This window comes from Buttiauxella noackiae ATCC 51607 (genome assembly GCF_001654865.1).
Classification (GTDB): Bacteria; Pseudomonadota; Gammaproteobacteria; order Enterobacterales; family Enterobacteriaceae; genus Buttiauxella; species Buttiauxella noackiae.
Genome location: NZ_LXEO01000009.1, coordinates 1 through 18,750, shown reverse-complemented (window position 1 = coordinate 18,750; position 18,750 = coordinate 1). Strand labels below are relative to the sequence as shown.

General features: G+C 49.2%; 13 protein-coding genes, 2 tRNA genes and 1 other RNA gene. 4 read left to right on the top strand and 12 right to left on the bottom strand.

Translation table 11 applies throughout. The annotated features are described in order from the left end of the window. Window positions 1–10: 10 nt before the first annotated feature. Window positions 11–952, bottom strand: coding sequence for a glyoxylate/hydroxypyruvate reductase GhrA (gene ghrA, locus M979_RS03570; RefSeq protein ID WP_064553791.1), 942 nt, complete (start codon window positions 950–952; stop codon window positions 11–13). A gap of 206 nt (window positions 953–1,158) precedes the next feature. On the opposite strand from ghrA, the gene M979_RS03565 reads away from it, so the two are divergent. The 3 genes from M979_RS03565 to M979_RS03555 all read left to right on the top strand — a co-directional run bounded on the left by M979_RS03565 (window position 1,159) and on the right by M979_RS03555 (window position 1,909). Beyond that, window positions 1,159–1,246, top strand: a tRNA-Ser gene (locus M979_RS03565). A gap of 395 nt (window positions 1,247–1,641) precedes the next feature. Beyond that, window positions 1,642–1,729: transfer RNA gene (locus M979_RS03560), tRNA-Ser, on the top strand. Window positions 1,730–1,774: 45 nt separating this feature from the next. After that, a non-coding RNA gene (locus M979_RS03555) (RtT sRNA) lies at window positions 1,775–1,909 on the top strand. A gap of 299 nt (window positions 1,910–2,208) precedes the next feature. On the opposite strand, the gene chbG is transcribed toward M979_RS03555, so the two are convergent. The 11 genes from chbG to putP all read right to left on the bottom strand — a co-directional run bounded on the left by chbG (window position 2,209) and on the right by putP (window position 14,306). Continuing rightward, window positions 2,209–2,970, bottom strand: coding sequence for a chitin disaccharide deacetylase (gene chbG / locus M979_RS03550; protein WP_034456261.1), 762 nt, complete (start codon window positions 2,968–2,970; stop codon window positions 2,209–2,211). Between the two features lie 45 nt (window positions 2,971–3,015). Further along, window positions 3,016–4,359, bottom strand: coding sequence for a 6-phospho-beta-glucosidase (locus M979_RS03545; protein ID WP_034456262.1), 1,344 nt, complete (start codon window positions 4,357–4,359; stop codon window positions 3,016–3,018). A gap of 107 nt (window positions 4,360–4,466) precedes the next feature. Next, window positions 4,467–5,303: a transcriptional regulator ChbR gene (chbR, locus tag M979_RS03540; protein ID WP_051880561.1), complete on the bottom strand. Its 837-nt coding sequence runs from the start codon at window positions 5,301–5,303 to the stop codon at window positions 4,467–4,469. A 12-nt stretch (window positions 5,304–5,315) separates the two neighbouring features. Continuing rightward, a complete protein-coding gene (gene chbA / locus M979_RS03535) occupies window positions 5,316–5,663 on the bottom strand; it encodes a PTS N,N'-diacetylchitobiose transporter subunit IIA (protein ID WP_034456263.1) in 348 nt (115 codons plus the stop codon). A 64-nt stretch (window positions 5,664–5,727) separates the two neighbouring features. After that, window positions 5,728–7,086, bottom strand: a complete 1,359-nt coding sequence (gene chbC, locus M979_RS03530) for a PTS N,N'-diacetylchitobiose transporter subunit IIC (RefSeq protein WP_034456264.1) — start codon at window positions 7,084–7,086, stop codon at window positions 5,728–5,730. 86 nt (window positions 7,087–7,172) lie between these two features. Then, window positions 7,173–7,493 (bottom strand): PTS sugar transporter subunit IIB, encoded by a 321-nt coding sequence (locus M979_RS03525; RefSeq protein WP_034456265.1) that lies wholly within the window; start codon window positions 7,491–7,493, stop codon window positions 7,173–7,175. Window positions 7,494–7,755: 262 nt separating this feature from the next. Then, complete coding sequence (phoH, locus tag M979_RS03520; protein WP_034457187.1) at window positions 7,756–8,544, bottom strand: phosphate starvation-inducible protein PhoH; 789 nt, start codon at window positions 8,542–8,544, stop codon at window positions 7,756–7,758. Window positions 8,545–9,166: 622 nt separating this feature from the next. Next, window positions 9,167–10,450, bottom strand: a complete 1,284-nt coding sequence (efeB, locus tag M979_RS03515) for an iron uptake transporter deferrochelatase/peroxidase subunit (protein ID WP_064553787.1) — start codon at window positions 10,448–10,450, stop codon at window positions 9,167–9,169. Between the two features lie 5 nt (window positions 10,451–10,455). Beyond that, window positions 10,456–11,580 (bottom strand): iron uptake system protein EfeO, encoded by a 1,125-nt coding sequence (efeO, locus tag M979_RS03510; RefSeq protein WP_064553785.1) that lies wholly within the window; start codon window positions 11,578–11,580, stop codon window positions 10,456–10,458. 61 nt (window positions 11,581–11,641) lie between these two features. Further along, a complete protein-coding gene (gene efeU, locus M979_RS03505) occupies window positions 11,642–12,475 on the bottom strand; it encodes an iron uptake transporter permease EfeU (RefSeq protein ID WP_064553783.1) in 834 nt (277 codons plus the stop codon). Between the two features lie 322 nt (window positions 12,476–12,797). Next, complete coding sequence (putP, locus tag M979_RS03500) at window positions 12,798–14,306, bottom strand: sodium/proline symporter PutP (protein ID WP_064553781.1); 1,509 nt, start codon at window positions 14,304–14,306, stop codon at window positions 12,798–12,800. A gap of 432 nt (window positions 14,307–14,738) precedes the next feature. Between putP and putA the strand changes: the two genes are divergently transcribed. After that, the gene (gene putA, locus M979_RS03495; protein ID WP_157093202.1) at window positions 14,739–18,698 is read left to right on the top strand and encodes a trifunctional transcriptional regulator/proline dehydrogenase/L-glutamate gamma-semialdehyde dehydrogenase; all 3,960 of its coding nucleotides are present in this window, start codon (window positions 14,739–14,741) and stop codon (window positions 18,696–18,698) included. Window positions 18,699–18,750: the final 52 nt, after the last annotated feature.

Below are 18,750 nucleotides of genomic sequence, written 5' to 3'. Positions count from 1 at the left end.
GGGCTGTGCACTAATAACCGTGATGCAAAGAAACCTGGCCACTCGGCGACTCACCGTTTTCAATCTGGCGAATCGTTTTGGCAATATATTCCATTGCCTCCTGAGGACGGGTGACGGCTGCCAGATGAGGTGTTATGGCAATACGCGGGTGTTTCCACAGCGGGCTTTCCATAGGAAGCGGCTCTTTGGCGAATACATCGAGCATGGCTCCTTTCACTTTTCCGCTCTCAAGAGCAGCGAGCAAATCACTTTCAACCAGGTGCACGCCACGGGCCAGATTCATAACGAAAGCCTCATCCGCAAGTTGATTGAGCAACTGGCTGTTAATAATGCCCACAGTTTGCGGAGTATTCGGTAGCAGGTTAATCAATACACGAGTGCCTTTGAGGAAGTCACCCAGTTGTTCAGTGCCCGCAAAACTCGTTACGCCAGGATACTCTTTTTTGCTGCGGCTCCAGCAACGCACCGGGAAACCCCAGGCCGCCAGGCTTTCTGCCACTTTCCCACCCAGTACACCCGCGCCAAGCAGGCCGATAGTAAAGTCTTCACGGCGATAATCATCCAGCGGCTGCCATTTTGACTGCTGTTTTAATGCCTGATAATCATCGAACCTACGGAACCAGTGCAATACCTGACTCACCGCGTATTCCTGCATCTGCAGCGCCATACCCGTATCTTCGAGGCGAAATAGCGGTACACCTGCTGGCAGCATATCCGGATGAGCCTGAAGCTTACTTAGGATAGAGTCCACACCCGCTCCCAATGCAAACACCCCTTTCAGCGTCTCGCGTCCACTGAGCATTTCTACCGGGGGATGCCATACCAAGGCGTAATCCGCAGGCTGGTTGTCACCCGGATGCCATTGGCGAACCGTGGCACCTGGAAGTTGCTGCTGCATGCCCTCCAGCCAAAGTTGCGTATTAAATGTTGGGTGATGAAAAATAATGTCCATGCTTTCTCCATTTATTCTTAGGCTTACGCGCAGCCCTAAACAATACATGAGATGAATGTAATAAAAAATCAGCGTGTAATGCTGTTTTAAGAAGCAGATTGCTTGAAGTTTGGCTTAACACACCAGATTTACTCAAAAGTGAATTGACGCAGGCTGCTCTTTTCCCTACATTAGCGCCCGTCCCAGATGTCAGGGGACAACAAAACGGTGAGGTGTCCGAGTGGCTGAAGGAGCACGCCTGGAAAGTGTGTATACGGCAACGTATCGAGGGTTCGAACCCCTCTCTCACCGCCATATTTCAAGAGAAAGTCTGAATTCACATTCAGACTTTTTTTTCGCCCGTAATTCGTGGAGAGAGGGTAAGAACCCTCGACCCGAGGTTCGACAAATGCTTTAGCATTTGGACGTCAGGGGCGCTTGCGACCATGACGCCCGCAGGGTGAGCGCAGCGAATCAGCCCCTCTCTCACCGCCACATTCCAGGAGAAAGTCTGAATTCACATTCAGACTTTTTTTCGCCTGTAATTTGCCACCAAGAATACATTGGGTAGATGAAGCGAACTTAAAGTTCAACCATCGCTCACACCTTGACCAAACGGTATAGAAACAGAAGATTAAACTTGACCGAATGCGGCCTAATCCCTATAGTAGCGCCCCGTTGCCCCATGATGTTGGCAACAGATTCAAAACGGTGAGGTGTCCGAGTGGCTGAAGGAGCACGCCTGGAAAGTGTGTATACGGCAACGTATCGAGGGTTCGAACCCCTCTCTCACCGCCACATTTCAAGAGAAAGTCTGAATTCACGTTCAGACTTTTTTTTCGCCTGTAATTCGTGGAGAGAGGGTGAGAACCCTCGACCCGAGGTTCGACAAATGCTTTAGCATTTGGACGTCAGGGGCGCTTGCGACCATGACGCCCGCAGGGTGAGCGCAGCGAATCAGCCCCTCTCTCACCGCCATATTCCAAGAGAAAGTCTGAATTCACGTTCAGACTTTTTTTTCGCCCGTAATTCGTGGAGAGAGGGTGAGAACCCTCGACCCGAGGTTCGACAAATGTTTTAGCATTTGGACGTCAGGGGCGCTTGCGACCATGACGCCCGCAGGGTGAGCACAGCGAATCAGCCCCTCTCTCACCGCCATATTTCAAAAAAAAAGTCTGAATTCACATTCAGACTTTTTTTCGCCCATCGTTTGCCATTTCCTGTCGTAAAGACAAAAAGGGCAACGGTTTTCTCAGTTGCCCAGTCGATAAGCCCCTTCAAAGATCTTTAAACGTTCCCAGACGGTAGCCATGTTCTGCTATCGCATATTTTAGCGAAGCGGAGGTCAGCACATCCAGTTCGGCAAGACGCGGATAGCAATACTTGCTCGCAAGAATGGTGTTATCAATGAATGATGGGTGACACATAATTTCCAGTGATTTTTCACCACGCGACATTGCGCGATCCAGGGTATTCAGGAAAAGTGTTTCTGAGATTGCATCGCCATAAAACCCGCTGTCAAAACCCTCTGGTGTTTTAACGCCCTGACACTCTAAACCTTGTGGCGCGGCAGCATCGTAATCAAAACGAATTGCGACACCTTTTTCTTTAGCGAACGCTTCAACAATTGGGTAAATTTGCGCGATCATATGAACATGGTGATGGCTATCGATATGTGTTGGCATACGGCCAAATAACTCGATAAATCTCGCAAACTGGCACTCAAGTTCATGCTCAATTTCTGCAAGCGGCAGCGTGTCTTCTTCCGCTCGCTGCCAGATCCATTTGCCCAACTCGCCCTTTTCATCAACCAGGCCCGGCATGGCAGAAAGTGGCCGGCCTAATGTCAGTACAAAGTGCATCCCAACAGCCAGACCAGGATGTTTTGCACTGAGTGCAACAGCATGTTCAATACCTGCGGCGTTAACCATCGCGGTGGTAGACGTCACTACACCGTGGGTGAATGCGTCAATAATTCCGTAATTTTGTGCCTTACACAGCCCAAAATCGTCCGCGTTAACAATTAATAACTTATCCATTGTCGCCTCGGTAAGCAGCCCTCCCTTTGCAGGGAGGGCCTCCAGTTATTTAAGTGCAGCGATAGCTTGTGCAAAGTTTGGCAGATTAGCTTCGTGCGCTAACAACATATCGCGAGCAATTTTCTCGGCATCTTTATCAGAATGAATCAGCGGGCTTAAATTCAGTGCCAGCAGAACATCATTAAAGTTTCCGCTAAGCGCCGCTTCACTGGCCGCCACTTCAAACCCTTTGATGGTGTAAATCAGGCCCAACACTTTTTCATCAAAATGAGTGATGCGCGAGCTTGGGGTTGCACCATCACGACCGATGGTACAGGTCATTTCGACCGCCCAATCAGCAGGAATATTATCAACATGGCCGTGGTGCGGCACGTTAACATAGTGCTCACTTTGCTTGTCGTTATAGATATCGCTGATAACTTCACAAGCCGCGTCGGAGTAGTAAGCCCCGCCACGCAGCTCCAGCTCTTTAGGTTTCACATTCAACGCAGGGTCTTTGTACAGCTCGAACAGTTGCTTCTCGACTTTCTGCACAACCGTTGCGCGTGCGCCGCCTTTGTAGAACTCGCCCATTTCGATGGCCAACATCTCTTTTTGCTTGAAGTAGTAGAGCAAATAAGAGCACGGCAGCAGGCGCAGAGAACGAATCAGACCTTCACTGAACGGCAGATCAAAGATGTTTTTCACCGAACCTGCGGTCAAGGTGCCGGACGCCACGCCATCGAGCAGCTCGTCAAAGCGAGAGATACCGTTAACGATGACATCTTTGATGAAGACCATATGGTTCAGGCCGAACAAATCGATATTCAACTCATCTGTTGGTGCAAGTTTCAACACATCTTTAATGAACATTTTCATGCCCACGGGAATGTTGCAAACACCGATGAATTTTTTGAAGTCAGTGTGGCGATAAACCGCTTCGGTTACCATGCCGGCCGGGTTAGTGAAGTTGATGACCCATGCGTCCGGACAAATCTCTTTCACATCATTAATGATGTCGAAAATCACCGGAATCGTACGCAGGCCTTTAAACAAGCCACCCGCACCGTTAGTTTCCTGGCCCAAATAGCCGTAGCTTAGCGGAATACGCTCATCAAGCTCACGGGCTTTAAGTTGCCCAACACGCAATTGTGTAGTAACGAAATCGGCATCAACCAGGGCTTCCCGACGATTGAGAGTCTTATACAGTGCAATCGGTACACCTGCGCGTTCAATCATGCGTAAGCAAAGATCAAAGATAATATCTTGTTTCTCTTTACCGGCTTCGACATCAACCAGCCATAATTCACTAATCGGCAATTCATCGTAACGTTTAATAAAACCTTCGAGTAATTCAGGGGTATAACTGCTCCCACCACCAATTGTGACGACTTTCAATTTTTTACTCATAGGAACTCCGGTACAAGTATTTGCACTGTAATTAATACAGAAATATAGATGTATTATTGAAGATTATATTTAACCCTCACTAATACATTTACAGGATATAAATAAAATCACTTAATGCTATATAACTGCTTCCGATAATGCTGCGGTGTAAATGACGTTAGCTTTTTAAAGTTTTTAATAAACATACTGGCACTACTGTAACCTGACTCAAAAGCAATATCGGTGACAGAGTAGTTAGTGATCTCCAGTTGTTTCTTAGCAAAATTAATTCTTATCTCATTGATAATTTGCATCGGTGTTTTTCCATAGTGGCGCTGTGTAGCACGGGTTAAATACTCCTGTGACTTACCGGACAACTCCACCATATTCACTAATGCTTTATCACCAAACATTGACTTGCCATGCATCAACTCGACAGTATTTTTTAGCCAGCCTGGAATATCACCACCTGACTCAGATTCTTTATGGTGACGCAGACGGTTCACAATATAAAACGTCACCATTTCGAGAAACTCACTAAACTCGCCCTGACGGAAGTTTAATGAAGCAGTCACAGATTCAATATAAGTCAAAAACTCATTCTTAATTTGATAAACCTGTGACGCAATAAAATATGCCGGGAATAACGGTAAATAATGTTGTTCGAAAAAAGCCTTGCTAATACCAACATTCAGAATTCGAGTCGCACCAAAATCATAAAAGCTTTGATGATAAGAGCCGAGTGGAATGAAAACAAAACTCCCTCTTTCCAACAGCACACGTTTACCGTTGATTTCCTGATAATAACGTCCCGTCAATACCACCGTGAATTCGTAATAATCATGCTGATGCAGCCCGGAGACACTTTCGACTTTGTTGTGGATGAACATGTGGAAATGTTGACCATCAAAAAGCTGACTCTCGCGTGCCGTGTTGATTTCCATACTGATTACCGGTGGCTGCATAGGGACTCCAACTTATTTTATTTTTTCGTGAAGCTCAATAAGTTCTGTCACCAGCTCACGCGCCAGCATAGAAGTCATCAGGTGATCCTGTGCATGAACCAACACCAGGCTAACTTTAGTTTTGCCTTCGCCCTGATCACCCTCAATCAGTTTGGTCTGTACCAGGTGTGCCTGGTTCAGTGCTTCACGAGACTGCGCCATCAACTCCCATGCCTTTTCAAAATCACCGGTTTTAGCGATTTTCAGTGCGCCGTATGCCAGGCTGCGGGCTTGTCCAGAGTTAATAATTAAACCCATTACAACTTCTTCAAGATCGTCAGTATCTACTTCGTTTTCTACTGCGCTATCCAAATCAAACATCTCAATCTCCCGGTGTGTTCAAAGTGGCTGGGGACAGGGGGCCATCCCCAGCCAAAACTTAACATTAGAATTTCAGTGCGTTAGCAATATCTTCTTCGCTTTCTTCTTCTTCAATTACAGCCTGCGCTTTGTTAGACAGGATAACGAACGGAATGTAGACACATGTCGCAACACCCAGGTTAAACAGTGCAACTAACAGTGCTGCAATACTACCGTTACTGTTGAAGAAGGCGCCCAAGCCGGTAGGCATCGTCCACGGGGCCAGGTTGGTGACCGGTGGAATAATTCCCAGAGAGTAAGCCGCAAGTGTGATGGCTGCCAGAATCGGCTGAACCAGTACGAACGGGATAAACATAACCGGGTTCATGATGATTGGCAGACCAAACAGGATAGGTTCGTTAATCTGGAAGATGCCTGATGGCAATGCCAGTTTCGCAACCTGACGGTGATCGGCACGACGTGAAACCATGAAGATGGCGATAATTAAGCCCAGTGTCGCACCAGAACCACCCAATAGGATGTAGGAGTCGAGCATTGGTTTCGCCCAGAAGTGGAACTGTTTACCCGCGTCAAGTGCCGCCTGTACAGAGCCATACTGGTTGTAAATTGCGATGTTTTCCAACGCCCACGGGGTCATGATGCCGTTGTCCAGCGCAGTAAGCGCCAGTGAACCATGCACACCAAAGAACCACAGCAGGGAGTTGAAGATTACGTACGCCCAGCCCACTACCGCACCCATCGACGCCAGCGGCGTAGAAATGGAGTCCATAATGATCTGGTGGAAGTTGCTACCGTGATTTGCCAGCAGCCAGGAAATAATCCCGAAAATAGACAGGATAATAAAGCCTGGAATTAATGCAGAGAAAGAACGTGATACCGATGTCGGCACACTATCTGGCAAAGTAATAACCCAGTTTCTACGGATGACGAAAGTAAATAGCTCCGCGACAACCAGACCAATAACAATACCGGAAATAATATTCTGACCACCTAACCAGTTAGCGCCAACAGCATAAGCTTCGCCTACGCTATAGGGTGTAACGGTCATAAATGCCGCAACGGATAATAAACCGGCTGCAAGAGGGTCAACTTTACGTTCCTCAGCAAGTGCCATACCAATGAAAAAAGGAGCCATTAGCGACATAATACCTAACGTGCCGTTATATACGTTGCCGCCAATGGCTTTTAACCCATTAAGAGTTTCAATGGTTGAGGGATCTAAACGAATACCTAAGGAATAAAAAAATGAACCAGCGCCAAAACTCAGAAATACGTTATTGATTAATACAAACATGGCCCCGGCAAGGGTCAATGGCATTAATTTGATGAAACCATTTTTAATTGCGTTGACGTGCGGTTGCTTCCCAATTTTCACTGCGAAAGGAAGCAATATCTTCTCAAGTGAATCAATGACTTTACTCATTTGTAATTTCCTTTATTGCCGCAAGATTCTTGCGGCCAGGTTGTGTAAGGTCGTTCTTTGACGGAAAAATAAAACAAAATATAAAATTAATTGTTTGCTGCTTTCTTGATAGATGCGACAGCTGCTTTCAGCACGCCTAACCCATCAATTTTGCCGTACATTGCTGAATCAATAACTTCTACCGGTTTACCTGGTAACACTTTCTGAATTTCTGGCAGCATATAAGCGATTTGTGGTCCAAGTAATACCAGATCCGCATCCTTGCCTTTTTCAGCAGCCAGAGTTTCAGGCCAGGCTTCGATAATTACAGGCACTTCATACTTCTCTGCCTGCGCCTTCATTTTTGATACCAGCAATGAGGTGGACATCCCGGCAGAACAAAATAGGTAGATACGTCTTTTAGTCATAATAAATTCCTCACGTTGCAACAGCCTGCATGTCTGAAATCAGCACAACCCACGCCTGCAAAAGGGACTGATTGGAAAGTTCTGATTGTTTCTTGTTGAGAGAAGTATACGGCAACACGCAGGCGGGGAATAATATTGTGAGGCCTAAAATTGTCTCTCCTTGACCATCCGTTTTGATACCCTTCACATTTTGGGTAAATAATTCGCGCAAAGAAAAAAGCCCAAACAGAGTTTGGGCTTTACAATTCTTTCACACCAGAAATCAGTCGTAGGCATTCAATGCGCGCTGGCAAAGGGCTGAGCGCACACAATCTTGTTTGCCAAAGCGGACCACACCTACCATCTCATCTTCTTCAAAACGTGCCAGAGCATCACTCAGGCCGGACTGAACACCCCGTGGCAAATCACATTGGGTGATATCGCCATTGACGATGACCGTCACGTTTTCCCCAAGGCGCGTTAAGAACATTTTCATTTGCGCTGCGGTAACATTCTGCGCCTCATCAAGAATAACCACCGCATTTTCGAAGGTACGTCCACGCATATAGGCGAACGGCGCAATCTCTACTTTGCCAATTTCGGGACGCAGACAGTACTGCATAAAAGACGACCCTAAACGTCGCACCAGGATGTCATACACCGGGCGGAAATAAGGTGCGAATTTTTCCGAAATATCCCCGGGTAAGAAGCCGAGATCTTCGTCAGCTTGCAGAACCGGGCGGGTGACAATAATCCTGTCGACATCCTTATGTATCAGGGCCTCAGCGGCTTTCGCCGCACTGATATACGTTTTGCCGCACCCGGCTTCACCGGTGGCGAATATCAGCTGCTTTTTCTCGATGGCGTTAAGATAGTGCTCCTGAGCCTCATTTCGCGCCGCTATCGGTGAGTTATCACGGCAATCTCTTGCCATACCGATAGATTCAACGCCGCTCATCTGCACAAGCGTTGTGACCGATTCCTCTTCGCGCTGTTTATGGCTACGCGAATCCCGTCTCAGCACACGTTTTGCTTCACGACGAGCTTTGATCACTGCTTTCTGTCTTCCCATGGATGGCACCTTACAGTTGGTTTCATTTCCCGCGCCACAGCACAGTGCGCGATTATGTTCACTAACGGATGAGGTTTGGCTTCCTTTTAAGCCATGAACTGCCGGTTGAGAGGGTGCACCAGTTAGACGAATTACGCCGCTTAGCGCATCGTTAATACATTGATTGATTGAGGATTCAGGGTTTTTAGCGGTGAAGATAGCGAAGCCGGAGGAGATGCCTCCGCGCTGGTTTGTGCGGGTAAGATGTTTGTTCAATCGTCCAGTACAGGACCCTACCATTCGCGATCTCCATTGTGATTAAGATTCACAGCCGGGAACTACCGCTCGTGCTTTAATTACATCAAAAATTATCTAAATTGCAACTTTTATTTTACTTTAAATCAACATTCGCGTTTCGTCATTCGCTTATCAAATTTATGACATAAAAATATTACACTTTTATATCAAAGGTATAGTCATAGAGAAATTGAATGAATACCAGGCAGGCAAATTGTTAGCAATTGAAAAATTAGCAGGAGAAGAATTATAGAAAGAGAGGTGTTTGACGTGAGAGTAGAACGCCCTCACCCCGGCCTTCTTTCAAAAAGAAGGTCAGGATGAGAGTCATTCCAAAATGATTAAATCAAGCTTCTAAAAGCCCCTGCCCTAAATAATGCTGCTTATCCACAACACCTGGTAATACAAAGAAGTACCCGCCGCCAATCGGCTTCACGTACTCCTCCAGCGCTTCGCCATTAAGACGTTGCTGCACAGCCAAAAAACCTTTCTCAAGGTCATGCTGGAAGCAGACAAATAACAATCCCATATCCAGTTGCCCGGACTTTGATACGCCCAGCGAATAGCTGTAACCACGGCGCATCATCAGGCTGGACTGCGTCTCTTTGGTGCGCGGGTTCGCCAGACGAATATGAGCATCAAGCGCAATCACATTACCGTCAGGATCGGCTGCATAATCAGGCTCGTCGTGCTCATTCTTCATACCTAGCGGCGCGCCGCTATGTTTATCGCGGCCAAAAATCGTTTGCTGCTCTTTTAGTGGCGTTCGGTCCCAGGACTCAACATGAAACTGAATAATACGCACTGCCTGATAGCTGCCACCTACCGCCCATGCGGGTTCCTGCTGGTCTGCCGTCACCCATACCACATTATCCATCAGCGGCTTATCTTCGCTGTTGGGATTGGCCGTACCATCTTTAAAACCTAACAGGTTGATAGGTGTTTCTTTGCCGCGACTACGCGCTGCGTGGTTAGAGATAAACCCTTCCCGCTTCCAACGCACACTTAGCAAATCTGGCGTGTGTTTGATGATATCTCGCAAGGCATGGATAATCGTGTCGGCGGTATTGGCGCAGATTTGCAGCAATAAATCCCCGTGACACAAGCTGGCATCGAGCGAATCGTTCGCAAAGCGTTCCATCTTTTGCAACTTCTTCGGCATCTGTCCTTTAAGACCATAACGATCGTCGAATAGCGATGTCCCTACAGAGAGCGTGAAAGTCAGGTTATCAGGATAAATCTGCGCACCGAGAATCCCTGAATCCATTGGTGGCATCCGCGGATTAGGGGTATCCGGAGCAGGCCCACCCGTAGTGAGGAAATCGAAACGCGCAGACAGTAACTTGAATAAACGCTCAAGGTCAGCTTTATCACTGGCCAGCACATCAAAGGCAACCAACATCATTGCCGCTTGCTGTGGAGTCAGTACGCCAGCCTGATGCTCACCGTAAAACGGTTGCTTTTCCATGCGTGCATCAGGGGGCAAGGTTCCGGGTGAGGTTTCTTGTTTTGCCGCATGTGCTACCGGGCAACCACCGTTAACAGCAAGGGCGCCACCAAGCGCGCCCAGGCTTTTCAGTAACCGACGGCGCGCCGGAAGATGGCCGCCGTGTTTAGTTTTTTCTTCCATAAAACTTAGTCCAGACCCAGTACGCCACGCAGTTGTGACAAGTCTTCCGCCAGTGCCGTTACTGGCCCTTTCAGCGCATTGCGGTCAGCATCGGACAGTTTGTCGTAAGTCTCGTAACCGTCTTTGGTTTTGTACTTAGCGAGAATAGTGTCAACTTTCTTGAAGTTGGCATCCACTTTTGCCAGCAGCGGAGCGTTGTCTTTAATCAGTAACGGGCGCAGCAAGTTAACAATTTTCTGTGCACCATCGACGTTTGCCTGGAAGTCCCACAGGTCAGTGCGGCTGTAGCGATCTTCTTCGCCACTGATTTTGCTCGCTGCGACTTCTTCAATCAGGCCCGCTGCACCGCCCACAACTTTACTCGGCGGGAATGCCAGCTCAGAAATACGCGTTTGCAGATCCAACACGTCGCTGTTGAGCTGATCGGCATATTTTTCCATGTCTTTGGTGGAGTTATCACCAAACAGCGCTTTTTCCAGACGGTGGAAACCGGTGAATTTCGGATCGTTCGCTTTTTGCTCGTAATCATCTTCGCGGGCATCAATACTACCGTCGAGATCGGAGAACAGTTCAGCAATAGGTTCGATGCGCTCGTAATGCTGGCGAGTCGGCGCATACAGGGATTTAGCTTTTTCGATATCGCCGGCTTTCACAGCGTCAGTAAAGGCTTTTGTACCTTTAACCAATTCTGCAACTTCCGCAGTCACATAAGCTTTGTATTCGGTGATTGGGCCGGCCAGTGCCATCAGGTCGTTTTTCGGTGCACTCTGATCGCCCGCCGCTTTAACGATAAGCTTGCCCTTAGGGTTGCTTAACAGGCCGCAAGTCATGTCGTACTCGCCAGCTTGCAGGTTAGCAGTCATTTTCTGAGAGAAACCAGGTGCGATGTTCTCACGCTCTTCAACTACCATCACCCCTTTCAGGATTTCCCACTCAAGCGCTTTCTGGCTGTTGTTTTGAATGATGAACTGGGTTTTACCGGCGTTAACCGTAATGTTCATCGGTTCGCACTGTTTATCAATCACAGTGACTTTTACCTGAGGAACATCAGCCGCGTGGGCTGTAAAAGCAGTAGAAACAAGAGCAACCAGCGCAACATTCAGCGCCTTAAGACGGAAGTGTGTATTCATGGCCAATCCCTTTCAAACAAAAGTATGTTGTAACTAAGCGACGAAATGCGCCGCAATATTATTAGCGAACGCTATTTGTCGCTTGAGTGTTAATACGTGGTGGAATAAAGAACAGTACCAACGCGGGAACCAGGTAAATAAAGTACATCCCGACTTCACTGACAGTTGGCGTTTCCTGATAACCAAAAATCCCTTCCAACAGCGTTCCGGTAAGAGAATGAGTGGTAAGAACATTACTGAGGTCAAAAGCGATATCCTGGAAGTGATTCCAAAGTCCCGCTTCGTGGAACGCACGAACGGCACCTGCCGCGAGCCCTGCGGCGACCAGCAGAATAAACAGGCTGGTCCATTTGAAGAACACGGCCAGATTCAGGCGGATACCGCCCCAGTAAAGCAGGAAACCAAGAATAATGGCGGTGCCAAGGCCGAGCATCGCGCCCAGCGGCGGCATAATGCCCACATCCTGCTGGAATGCCGCCAGCAGAAAGAATACCGACTCCAGCCCTTCACGGGCGACGGCGAAGAACACCATTAAAATTAGCGCCCAACCGTGGTTGCCTTTGCTGTGTAGCGCTTCGTCGACTTTCTGCTCAAGCTGCCCTTTCACATTGCGCGACACTTTGCGCATCCAGAACACCATCCAGGTCAGAATAAAGACCGCAATGACAGCCACAATGCCTTCAAATAGCTCCTGCTCTTTTTGCGGGAACTCACCGGTGGTTTCATTAATAAAGATGCCCAGGCCTAAGCAAAGTGCAGCCGCCGCCACAACACCAATCCACATCACGCCAATCCACTGGCCGCGTTGAGTACGCTTCAGATAGCTGGCAATCAGGCTAACAATCAGCGCGGCTTCCAGGCCTTCGCGTAACATAATGAGAAACGGCACAAACATTCCTGACACCCCAACTGTGAACCCAGGTCAAAAGACGTAAAGAAAAGTAAACCAGAACGATTGTGATTATCATTACCGCAAAAATAAACACAAGAGGAGAATTTAGTTATTTATGTGCATATGTAAAAAGGGCCGCTATTTGCGGCCCTTGCAGACTAATGGCAAACCTCATACGCCCAAAATATGGACATATAGCACCGGAAAAATAACAAGGAAAATCAATTCATTGATTTTCGGCTGATAACCACAAAGAAGGAAAAATCACACTTTTTCCTTCTTTGTCAGCAATACAAAAGGGCCGCGATTTGCGGCCCTTGCAGGATTATTCAGGTTGTAACTTGGTTGGCGGTGCGGTGTGGTAAATCGCGTCCGCTTCAGCGAAGCGTTTCTGCATTGAGGTACTTGGTGCTTTACCAAGCAGGCTTACCACCACAATGCCGATACTGCCGAAGATAAAGCCTGGGATGATTTCATACAGGCCGAGCCAGCCGAACTGTTTCCAGACGATTACGGTCAGCGCACCGATGATCATGCCAGCCAGCGCGCCATTACGCGTCATTCGTGACCACATTACCGAGAACAGTACAACCGGGCCAAATGCGGCACCGAAGCCTGCCCATGCATAGCTGACCAGACCCAGAACGCGGTTTTCCGGGTTAGCCGCCAGGGCGATGGCGATAAGAGCCACCAGCAACACCATAAAGCGCCCTACCCATACCAGCTCTTTTTGCCCCGCATCTTTACGGAAGAACGCTTTATACAGATCTTCAGTGATTGCACTGGAACAGACCAGCAGCTGGCAGCTTAGCGTAGACATCACCGCAGCTAAAATTGCCGACAACAAAATGCCCGCAATCCATGGGTTAAACAGCAACTGCGCCAGTTCGATGAACACACGCTCGCTATTCTGGTTAACCGCGCCTGCCAGTGATGGATTATTGGAGAAGTAAGCAATGCCAAAGAAGCCCACGGCACACGCACCACCCAGGCACAGAATCATCCACGTCATACTGATGCGACGCGCTTTAATGATGGTGTGATGTGAATCTGCCGCCATGAAGCGCGCAAGAATATGTGGCTGACCAAAGTAGCCCAGACCCCAACCCATCAAAGAGATAATTGCGACGAAGTTCAGCCCTTTGAGCATATCGATATTTTCAATGCTCTTTTGTTTGATAACCATCATCGAATCATCAAACCCGCCAACTGCAATCACCACCATCACCGGCGTTAAAATCAGGGCGAAAATCATCAAACTCGCCTGAACGGTGTCCGTCCAACTTACTGCCAGGAAGCCACCGACAAAGGTATAAATGATAGTTGCCGCAGCCCCCGCCCAGAGCGCGGTTTCGTAGCTCATACCAAAGGTGCTTTCGAACAGGCGCGCCCCAGCCACGATGCCAGACGCACAATAGATAGTGAAGAACAGCAGAATCACTAACGCGGAGATAATACGCAATACACGACTTTTATCTTCAAAACGTCCGGTGAAATAATCAGGCAGTGTCAGTGCGTTGTTGTTCACCTCGGTATGAACACGCAAACGTCCGGCGACCAGTTTCCAGTTGATGTAAGCGCCCACAGTCAGGCCGATGGCAATCCAGCTTTCCGAAATACCGGAAAGGAAGATAGCGCCAGGCAAGCCCATCAGCAGCCAGCCGCTCATGTCGGAAGCGCCCGCTGATAATGCGGTGACCACACTACCCAGGCTGCGACCGCCCAGAATGTAGTCATCAAAGTTTTTGGTTGAACGCCAGGCGATAAACCCAATCAATATCATGCCAAAGATATAGATGAAGAATGTCACCAGCATTGGTGTACTCATGGTCATGCAAGTTCTCCAGATTATTCCGGTGTTACCCGGTATTACCGTGCCGGAACGTAGCTCGGTTTATTTATAGTCATTTCACTTCGCAACAGTTTCCTGCTGGAAGCTTTTTTATTCACAAACGTTTTAACACAACATTCACAATAAATTCACCGTACAAAAAATAGCTTTTTTCGGGAGGTTGCACTCGCTCACGCTTTTGAGCGGTTGCACCTACAAAAAACGTTAACTATGCCCGTTAAATCTTCCTGCTCATGAAGGATTAACCCGCTCACTTTCTAATTTTTGATTTAACAATTCACTCTTTTCCCAGCTTGCTGGCTGGCTCACATTTAACAAGGTTGCACAAAGTTGCAACATGATAGATATTGCCGCATAACTTTTATCAACCCTTCAATATTTACCCGAGTGATAACGGGTATGGGAGTTACTGGCATGGCCACCACCATGGGCGTAAAACTGGACGACGCAACCCGCGAGCGCATTAAAGACGCCGCTTCACGTATTGACCGCACACCACACTGGCTAATTAAACAGGCGATTTTTAATTATCTCGAACGCCTGGAAAATAACGATGAATTACCAGAACTTCCGGCCATGCTGGCTGGTGCCGCGAATGAAAGCGAAGAAGCTGCCCCGCACGTTGAAGAAACACACCAGCCGTTCCTTGATTTTGCAGAACAAATTCTTCCTCAGTCTGTTACTCGCGCAGCTATCACCGCAGCCTGGCGCCGTCCGGAAACCGATGCGGTGCCAATGATTCTGGAACAGGCGCGTTTGCCACTGAATATTGCTGAACAAACTCACAAACTGGCTTACCAACTCGCTGAAAAGCTTCGTAATCAGAAGAGTGCATCAGGCCGGGCGGGCATGGTACAAGGTTTGCTGCAAGAATTCTCACTTTCCTCACAAGAGGGTGTGGCGTTGATGTGTCTGGCCGAAGCGTTACTGCGCATCCCGGACAAAGCCACGCGCGATGCGTTAATCCGCGACAAAATTAGCAACGGCAACTGGCACTCGCATATTGGCCGCAGCCCATCACTGTTTGTGAACGCTGCCACCTGGGGTCTGCTGTTCACCGGCAAACTGGTGTCCACCCACAATGAAGCGAGTCTGTCGACATCCCTGAACCGCATCATCGGTAAAAGCGGTGAGCCATTAATCCGCAAAGGTGTGGATATGGCGATGCGCCTGATGGGCGAGCAGTTTGTAACCGGCGAAACCATTTCCGAAGCGTTGGCTAATGCACGCAAACTCGAGGAGAAAGGTTTCCGCTACTCTTACGATATGCTGGGTGAAGCAGCACTTACTGAAGCCGATGCACAGGCTTACATGGTTTCTTATCAGCAAGCGATTCACGCGATTGGTAAAGCCTCTAACGGGCGTGGCATTTATGAAGGCCCAGGTATTTCCATCAAGCTTTCCGCGCTGCACCCACGTTACAGCCGTGCGCAGTACGATCGCGTAATGGAAGAGTTGTACCCACGCTTGAAATTCCTGACACTGCTGGCGCGCCAGTATGATATCGGCATTAATATCGACGCCGAAGAGGCCGATCGCCTGGAGATCTCTCTCGATCTGCTGGAAAAACTCTGCTTCGAACCTGAATTAGCCGGCTGGAACGGCATTGGTTTCGTGATTCAGGCATACCAAAAACGCTGCCCGTTTGTGATTGATTACCTGGTAGATCTCGCAACCCGCAGCCGTCGCCGCCTGATGATCCGTCTGGTGAAAGGCGCGTACTGGGACAGCGAAATCAAACGCGCCCAGATGGACGGGCTGGAAGGCTACCCGGTTTATACCCGCAAGGTTTACACCGACATCTCTTATCTGGCATGCGCGAAAAAACTGTTGGCAGTACCAAACCTGATTTACCCGCAGTTTGCGACGCACAACGCCCATACACTGGCGGCAATCTACAACCTGGCCGGTCAGAACTACTATCCAGGCCAGTATGAATTCCAGTGCCTGCACGGCATGGGTGAACCACTTTACGATCAAGTGGTGGGTAAAATTGCCGACGGTAAACTCAATCGCCCTTGCCGTATTTATGCACCTGTCGGCACTCACGAAACACTGCTGGCATACCTGGTGCGTCGCCTGTTGGAAAATGGCGCGAATACTTCGTTTGTTAACCGTATTGCCGACAACACGCTACCGCTTGATGAACTGGTTGCCGATCCGGTTACCGCCATTGAAGCAATCGCGGTTAAAGAAGGCCAACTCGGTCTGCCACATCCTAAAATCGCTGTACCGAAAGAGCTGTACGGCGCGAATCGTACCAACTCCAGCGGTCTGGATCTGGCGAACGAACATCGCCTCGCCTCCCTCTCCTCTGCCCTACTTAACAGTGCGGCACAAAAATGGCAGGCGCTGCCGATTCTGGAAAATGCCGTTGCTCCAGGCGATATGGTAGCGGTGAAAAACCCTGCGGAACCGACAGATATCGTGGGCTATACGCGTGAAGCCACTGAAGAAGAAGTTTCACAAGCACTCGTGAGTGCCGTTAACAATGCACCAATTTGGTTCGCCACCCCACCGCAAGAACGCGCTGCAATCCTTGAGCGTGCGGCGGTGATGATGGAAGGCCAGATGCAGAAGCTGATTGGCGTTCTGGTACGTGAAGCCGGTAAAACCTTTAGCAACGCAATTGCCGAAGTGCGTGAAGCCGTGGATTTCCTGCATTATTACGCAGGCCAGGTACGCGATGATTTCGATAACGAAACTCACCGCCCACTTGGCCCGGTCGTTTGCATCAGCCCGTGGAACTTCCCTCTGGCTATCTTTACCGGGCAAATTGCTGCGGCACTCGCAGCCGGTAACAGTGTGCTGGCAAAACCTGCTGAGCAAACCCCGCTGATTGCCGCCCTTGGTATCAATATTCTGCTGGAAGCCGGTGTACCTGCGGGCGTACTGCAACTGCTGCCTGGCCGTGGTGAAACCGTTGGCGCACAGTTAACAGGCGATGCCCGCGTACGTGGCGTGATGTTTACCGGCTCCACAGAAGTGGCTACCTTGCTGCAACGCAACATTGCTGACCGCCTTGATCCACAAGGTCGCCCAACGCCGCTGATTGCCGAAACCGGCGGCCTGAATGCAATGATCGTCGATTCTTCAGCGCTTACCGAACAGGTGGTTGTTGATGTGCTGGCCTCGGCCTTTGATAGCGCAGGCCAACGTTGTTCCGCACTGCGCGTGTTGTGTATCCAGGAAGATGTCGCCGACCACACGCTGCAAATGCTGCGCGGTGCGATGGCGGAATGTCGTATGGGTAACCCTGGCCGCTTAACCACGGACATCGGCCCGGTTATCGACGCCGAAGCAAAAGAGAATATCGAGAAACATATTCAAACGCTGCGCAGTAAAGGCCGCAAAGTATTCCAGGCTGCTCGTGAAAACAGCGTGGATGCGAAAGAGTGGCAGAGCGGTACTTTCGTCGCACCTACATTGATTGAGCTGGAAAGCTTCGATGAGATGCAAAAAGAGGTGTTTGGCCCGGTGCTGCATGTGGTGCGTTATAACCGTAACAACCTGGAAACGCTGATTAACCAAATCAACGCGGCGGGATATGGCCTGACGCTTGGCGTACATACGCGTATTGACGAAACCATTGCTCAGGTCACCTGTTCTGCACACGTAGGGAATATGTACGTCAACCGCAATATGGTTGGTGCGGTCGTCGGTGTGCAGCCATTTGGTGGAGAGGGTTTATCGGGGACAGGCCCGAAAGCTGGTGGCCCACTGTATCTGTATCGCCTGCTGGCAAACCGCCCGGACAACGCGCTGCAAACCACCTTTAACCGCCAGGATGCTGAACTACCGGTGGACTCCACGCTTAAAGCCAGCCTTCAGGAAACTCATCAAGCGTTAGCGCAATGGGCGGTAAAAAAAGGTGAATTGCCTGCTATCTGCGCACGCTTCGCGCAACTGGCGCAAAGCGGTACGTTACGCCAGTTACCGGGGCCAACGGGTGAACGTAACACCTATGCCCTTATGCCGCGTGAGCGAGTATTGTGTATCGCGGATAATGAGCAGGACGTACTGGTGCAACTGGCAGCGGTCACAAGCGTGGGCAGTCGTGCGCTATGGGCTGATGACAAACTGCATCGCGAACTGGCAAAAGCGCTACCGGCTCTGGTACAGAAACATATCGATTTCGCGAAAGAAGATATGTTACTGACCCAGCCGTTTGATGCGGTGATTTATCACGGTGATTCCGACCAGTTACGCGCCCTGTGCGAGAAAGTGGCAGCCCGCGATGGCGCTATTGTTTCCGTACAAGGTTTTGCACGCGGGGAAACCAACCTGCTACTGGAACGTTTATACGTTGAACGTTCGCTAAGTGTAAACACCGCAGCAGCGGGCGGTAACGCCAGTCTGATGACAATCGGCTAAGGTTTCATTAAGCTAAAAAGGCTCCTTACCTGGAGCCTTTTTTATTTAAGGT

Bases quoted from the DNA above. Each gene is read 5' to 3' on its own strand.
- ghrA (WP_064553791.1), bottom strand. From the start codon at position 952: ATGGACATTATTTTTCATCACCCAACATTTAATACGCAACTTTGGCTG.
- efeO (WP_064553785.1), bottom strand. From the start codon at position 11,580: ATGAATACACACTTCCGTCTTAAGGCGCTGAATGTTGCGCTGGTTGCT.
- M979_RS03525 (WP_034456265.1), bottom strand. From the start codon at position 7,493: ATGACTAAAAGACGTATCTACCTATTTTGTTCTGCCGGGATGTCCACC.
- chbC (WP_034456264.1), bottom strand. From the start codon at position 7,086: ATGAGTAAAGTCATTGATTCACTTGAGAAGATATTGCTTCCTTTCGCA.
- efeU (WP_064553783.1), bottom strand. From the start codon at position 12,475: ATGTTTGTGCCGTTTCTCATTATGTTACGCGAAGGCCTGGAAGCCGCG.
- putP (WP_064553781.1), bottom strand. From the start codon at position 14,306: ATGACCATGAGTACACCAATGCTGGTGACATTCTTCATCTATATCTTT.
- phoH (WP_034457187.1), bottom strand. From the start codon at position 8,544: ATGGGAAGACAGAAAGCAGTGATCAAAGCTCGTCGTGAAGCAAAACGT.
- chbA (WP_034456263.1), bottom strand. From the start codon at position 5,663: ATGTTTGATTTGGATAGCGCAGTAGAAAACGAAGTAGATACTGACGAT.
- chbG (WP_034456261.1), bottom strand. From the start codon at position 2,970: ATGGATAAGTTATTAATTGTTAACGCGGACGATTTTGGGCTGTGTAAG.
- chbR (WP_051880561.1), bottom strand. From the start codon at position 5,303: ATGCAGCCACCGGTAATCAGTATGGAAATCAACACGGCACGCGAGAGT.
- putA (WP_157093202.1), top strand. From the start codon at position 14,739: ATGGCCACCACCATGGGCGTAAAACTGGACGACGCAACCCGCGAGCGC.
- efeB (WP_064553787.1), bottom strand. From the start codon at position 10,450: ATGGAAGAAAAAACTAAACACGGCGGCCATCTTCCGGCGCGCCGTCGG.
- M979_RS03545 (WP_034456262.1), bottom strand. From the start codon at position 4,359: ATGAGTAAAAAATTGAAAGTCGTCACAATTGGTGGTGGGAGCAGTTAT.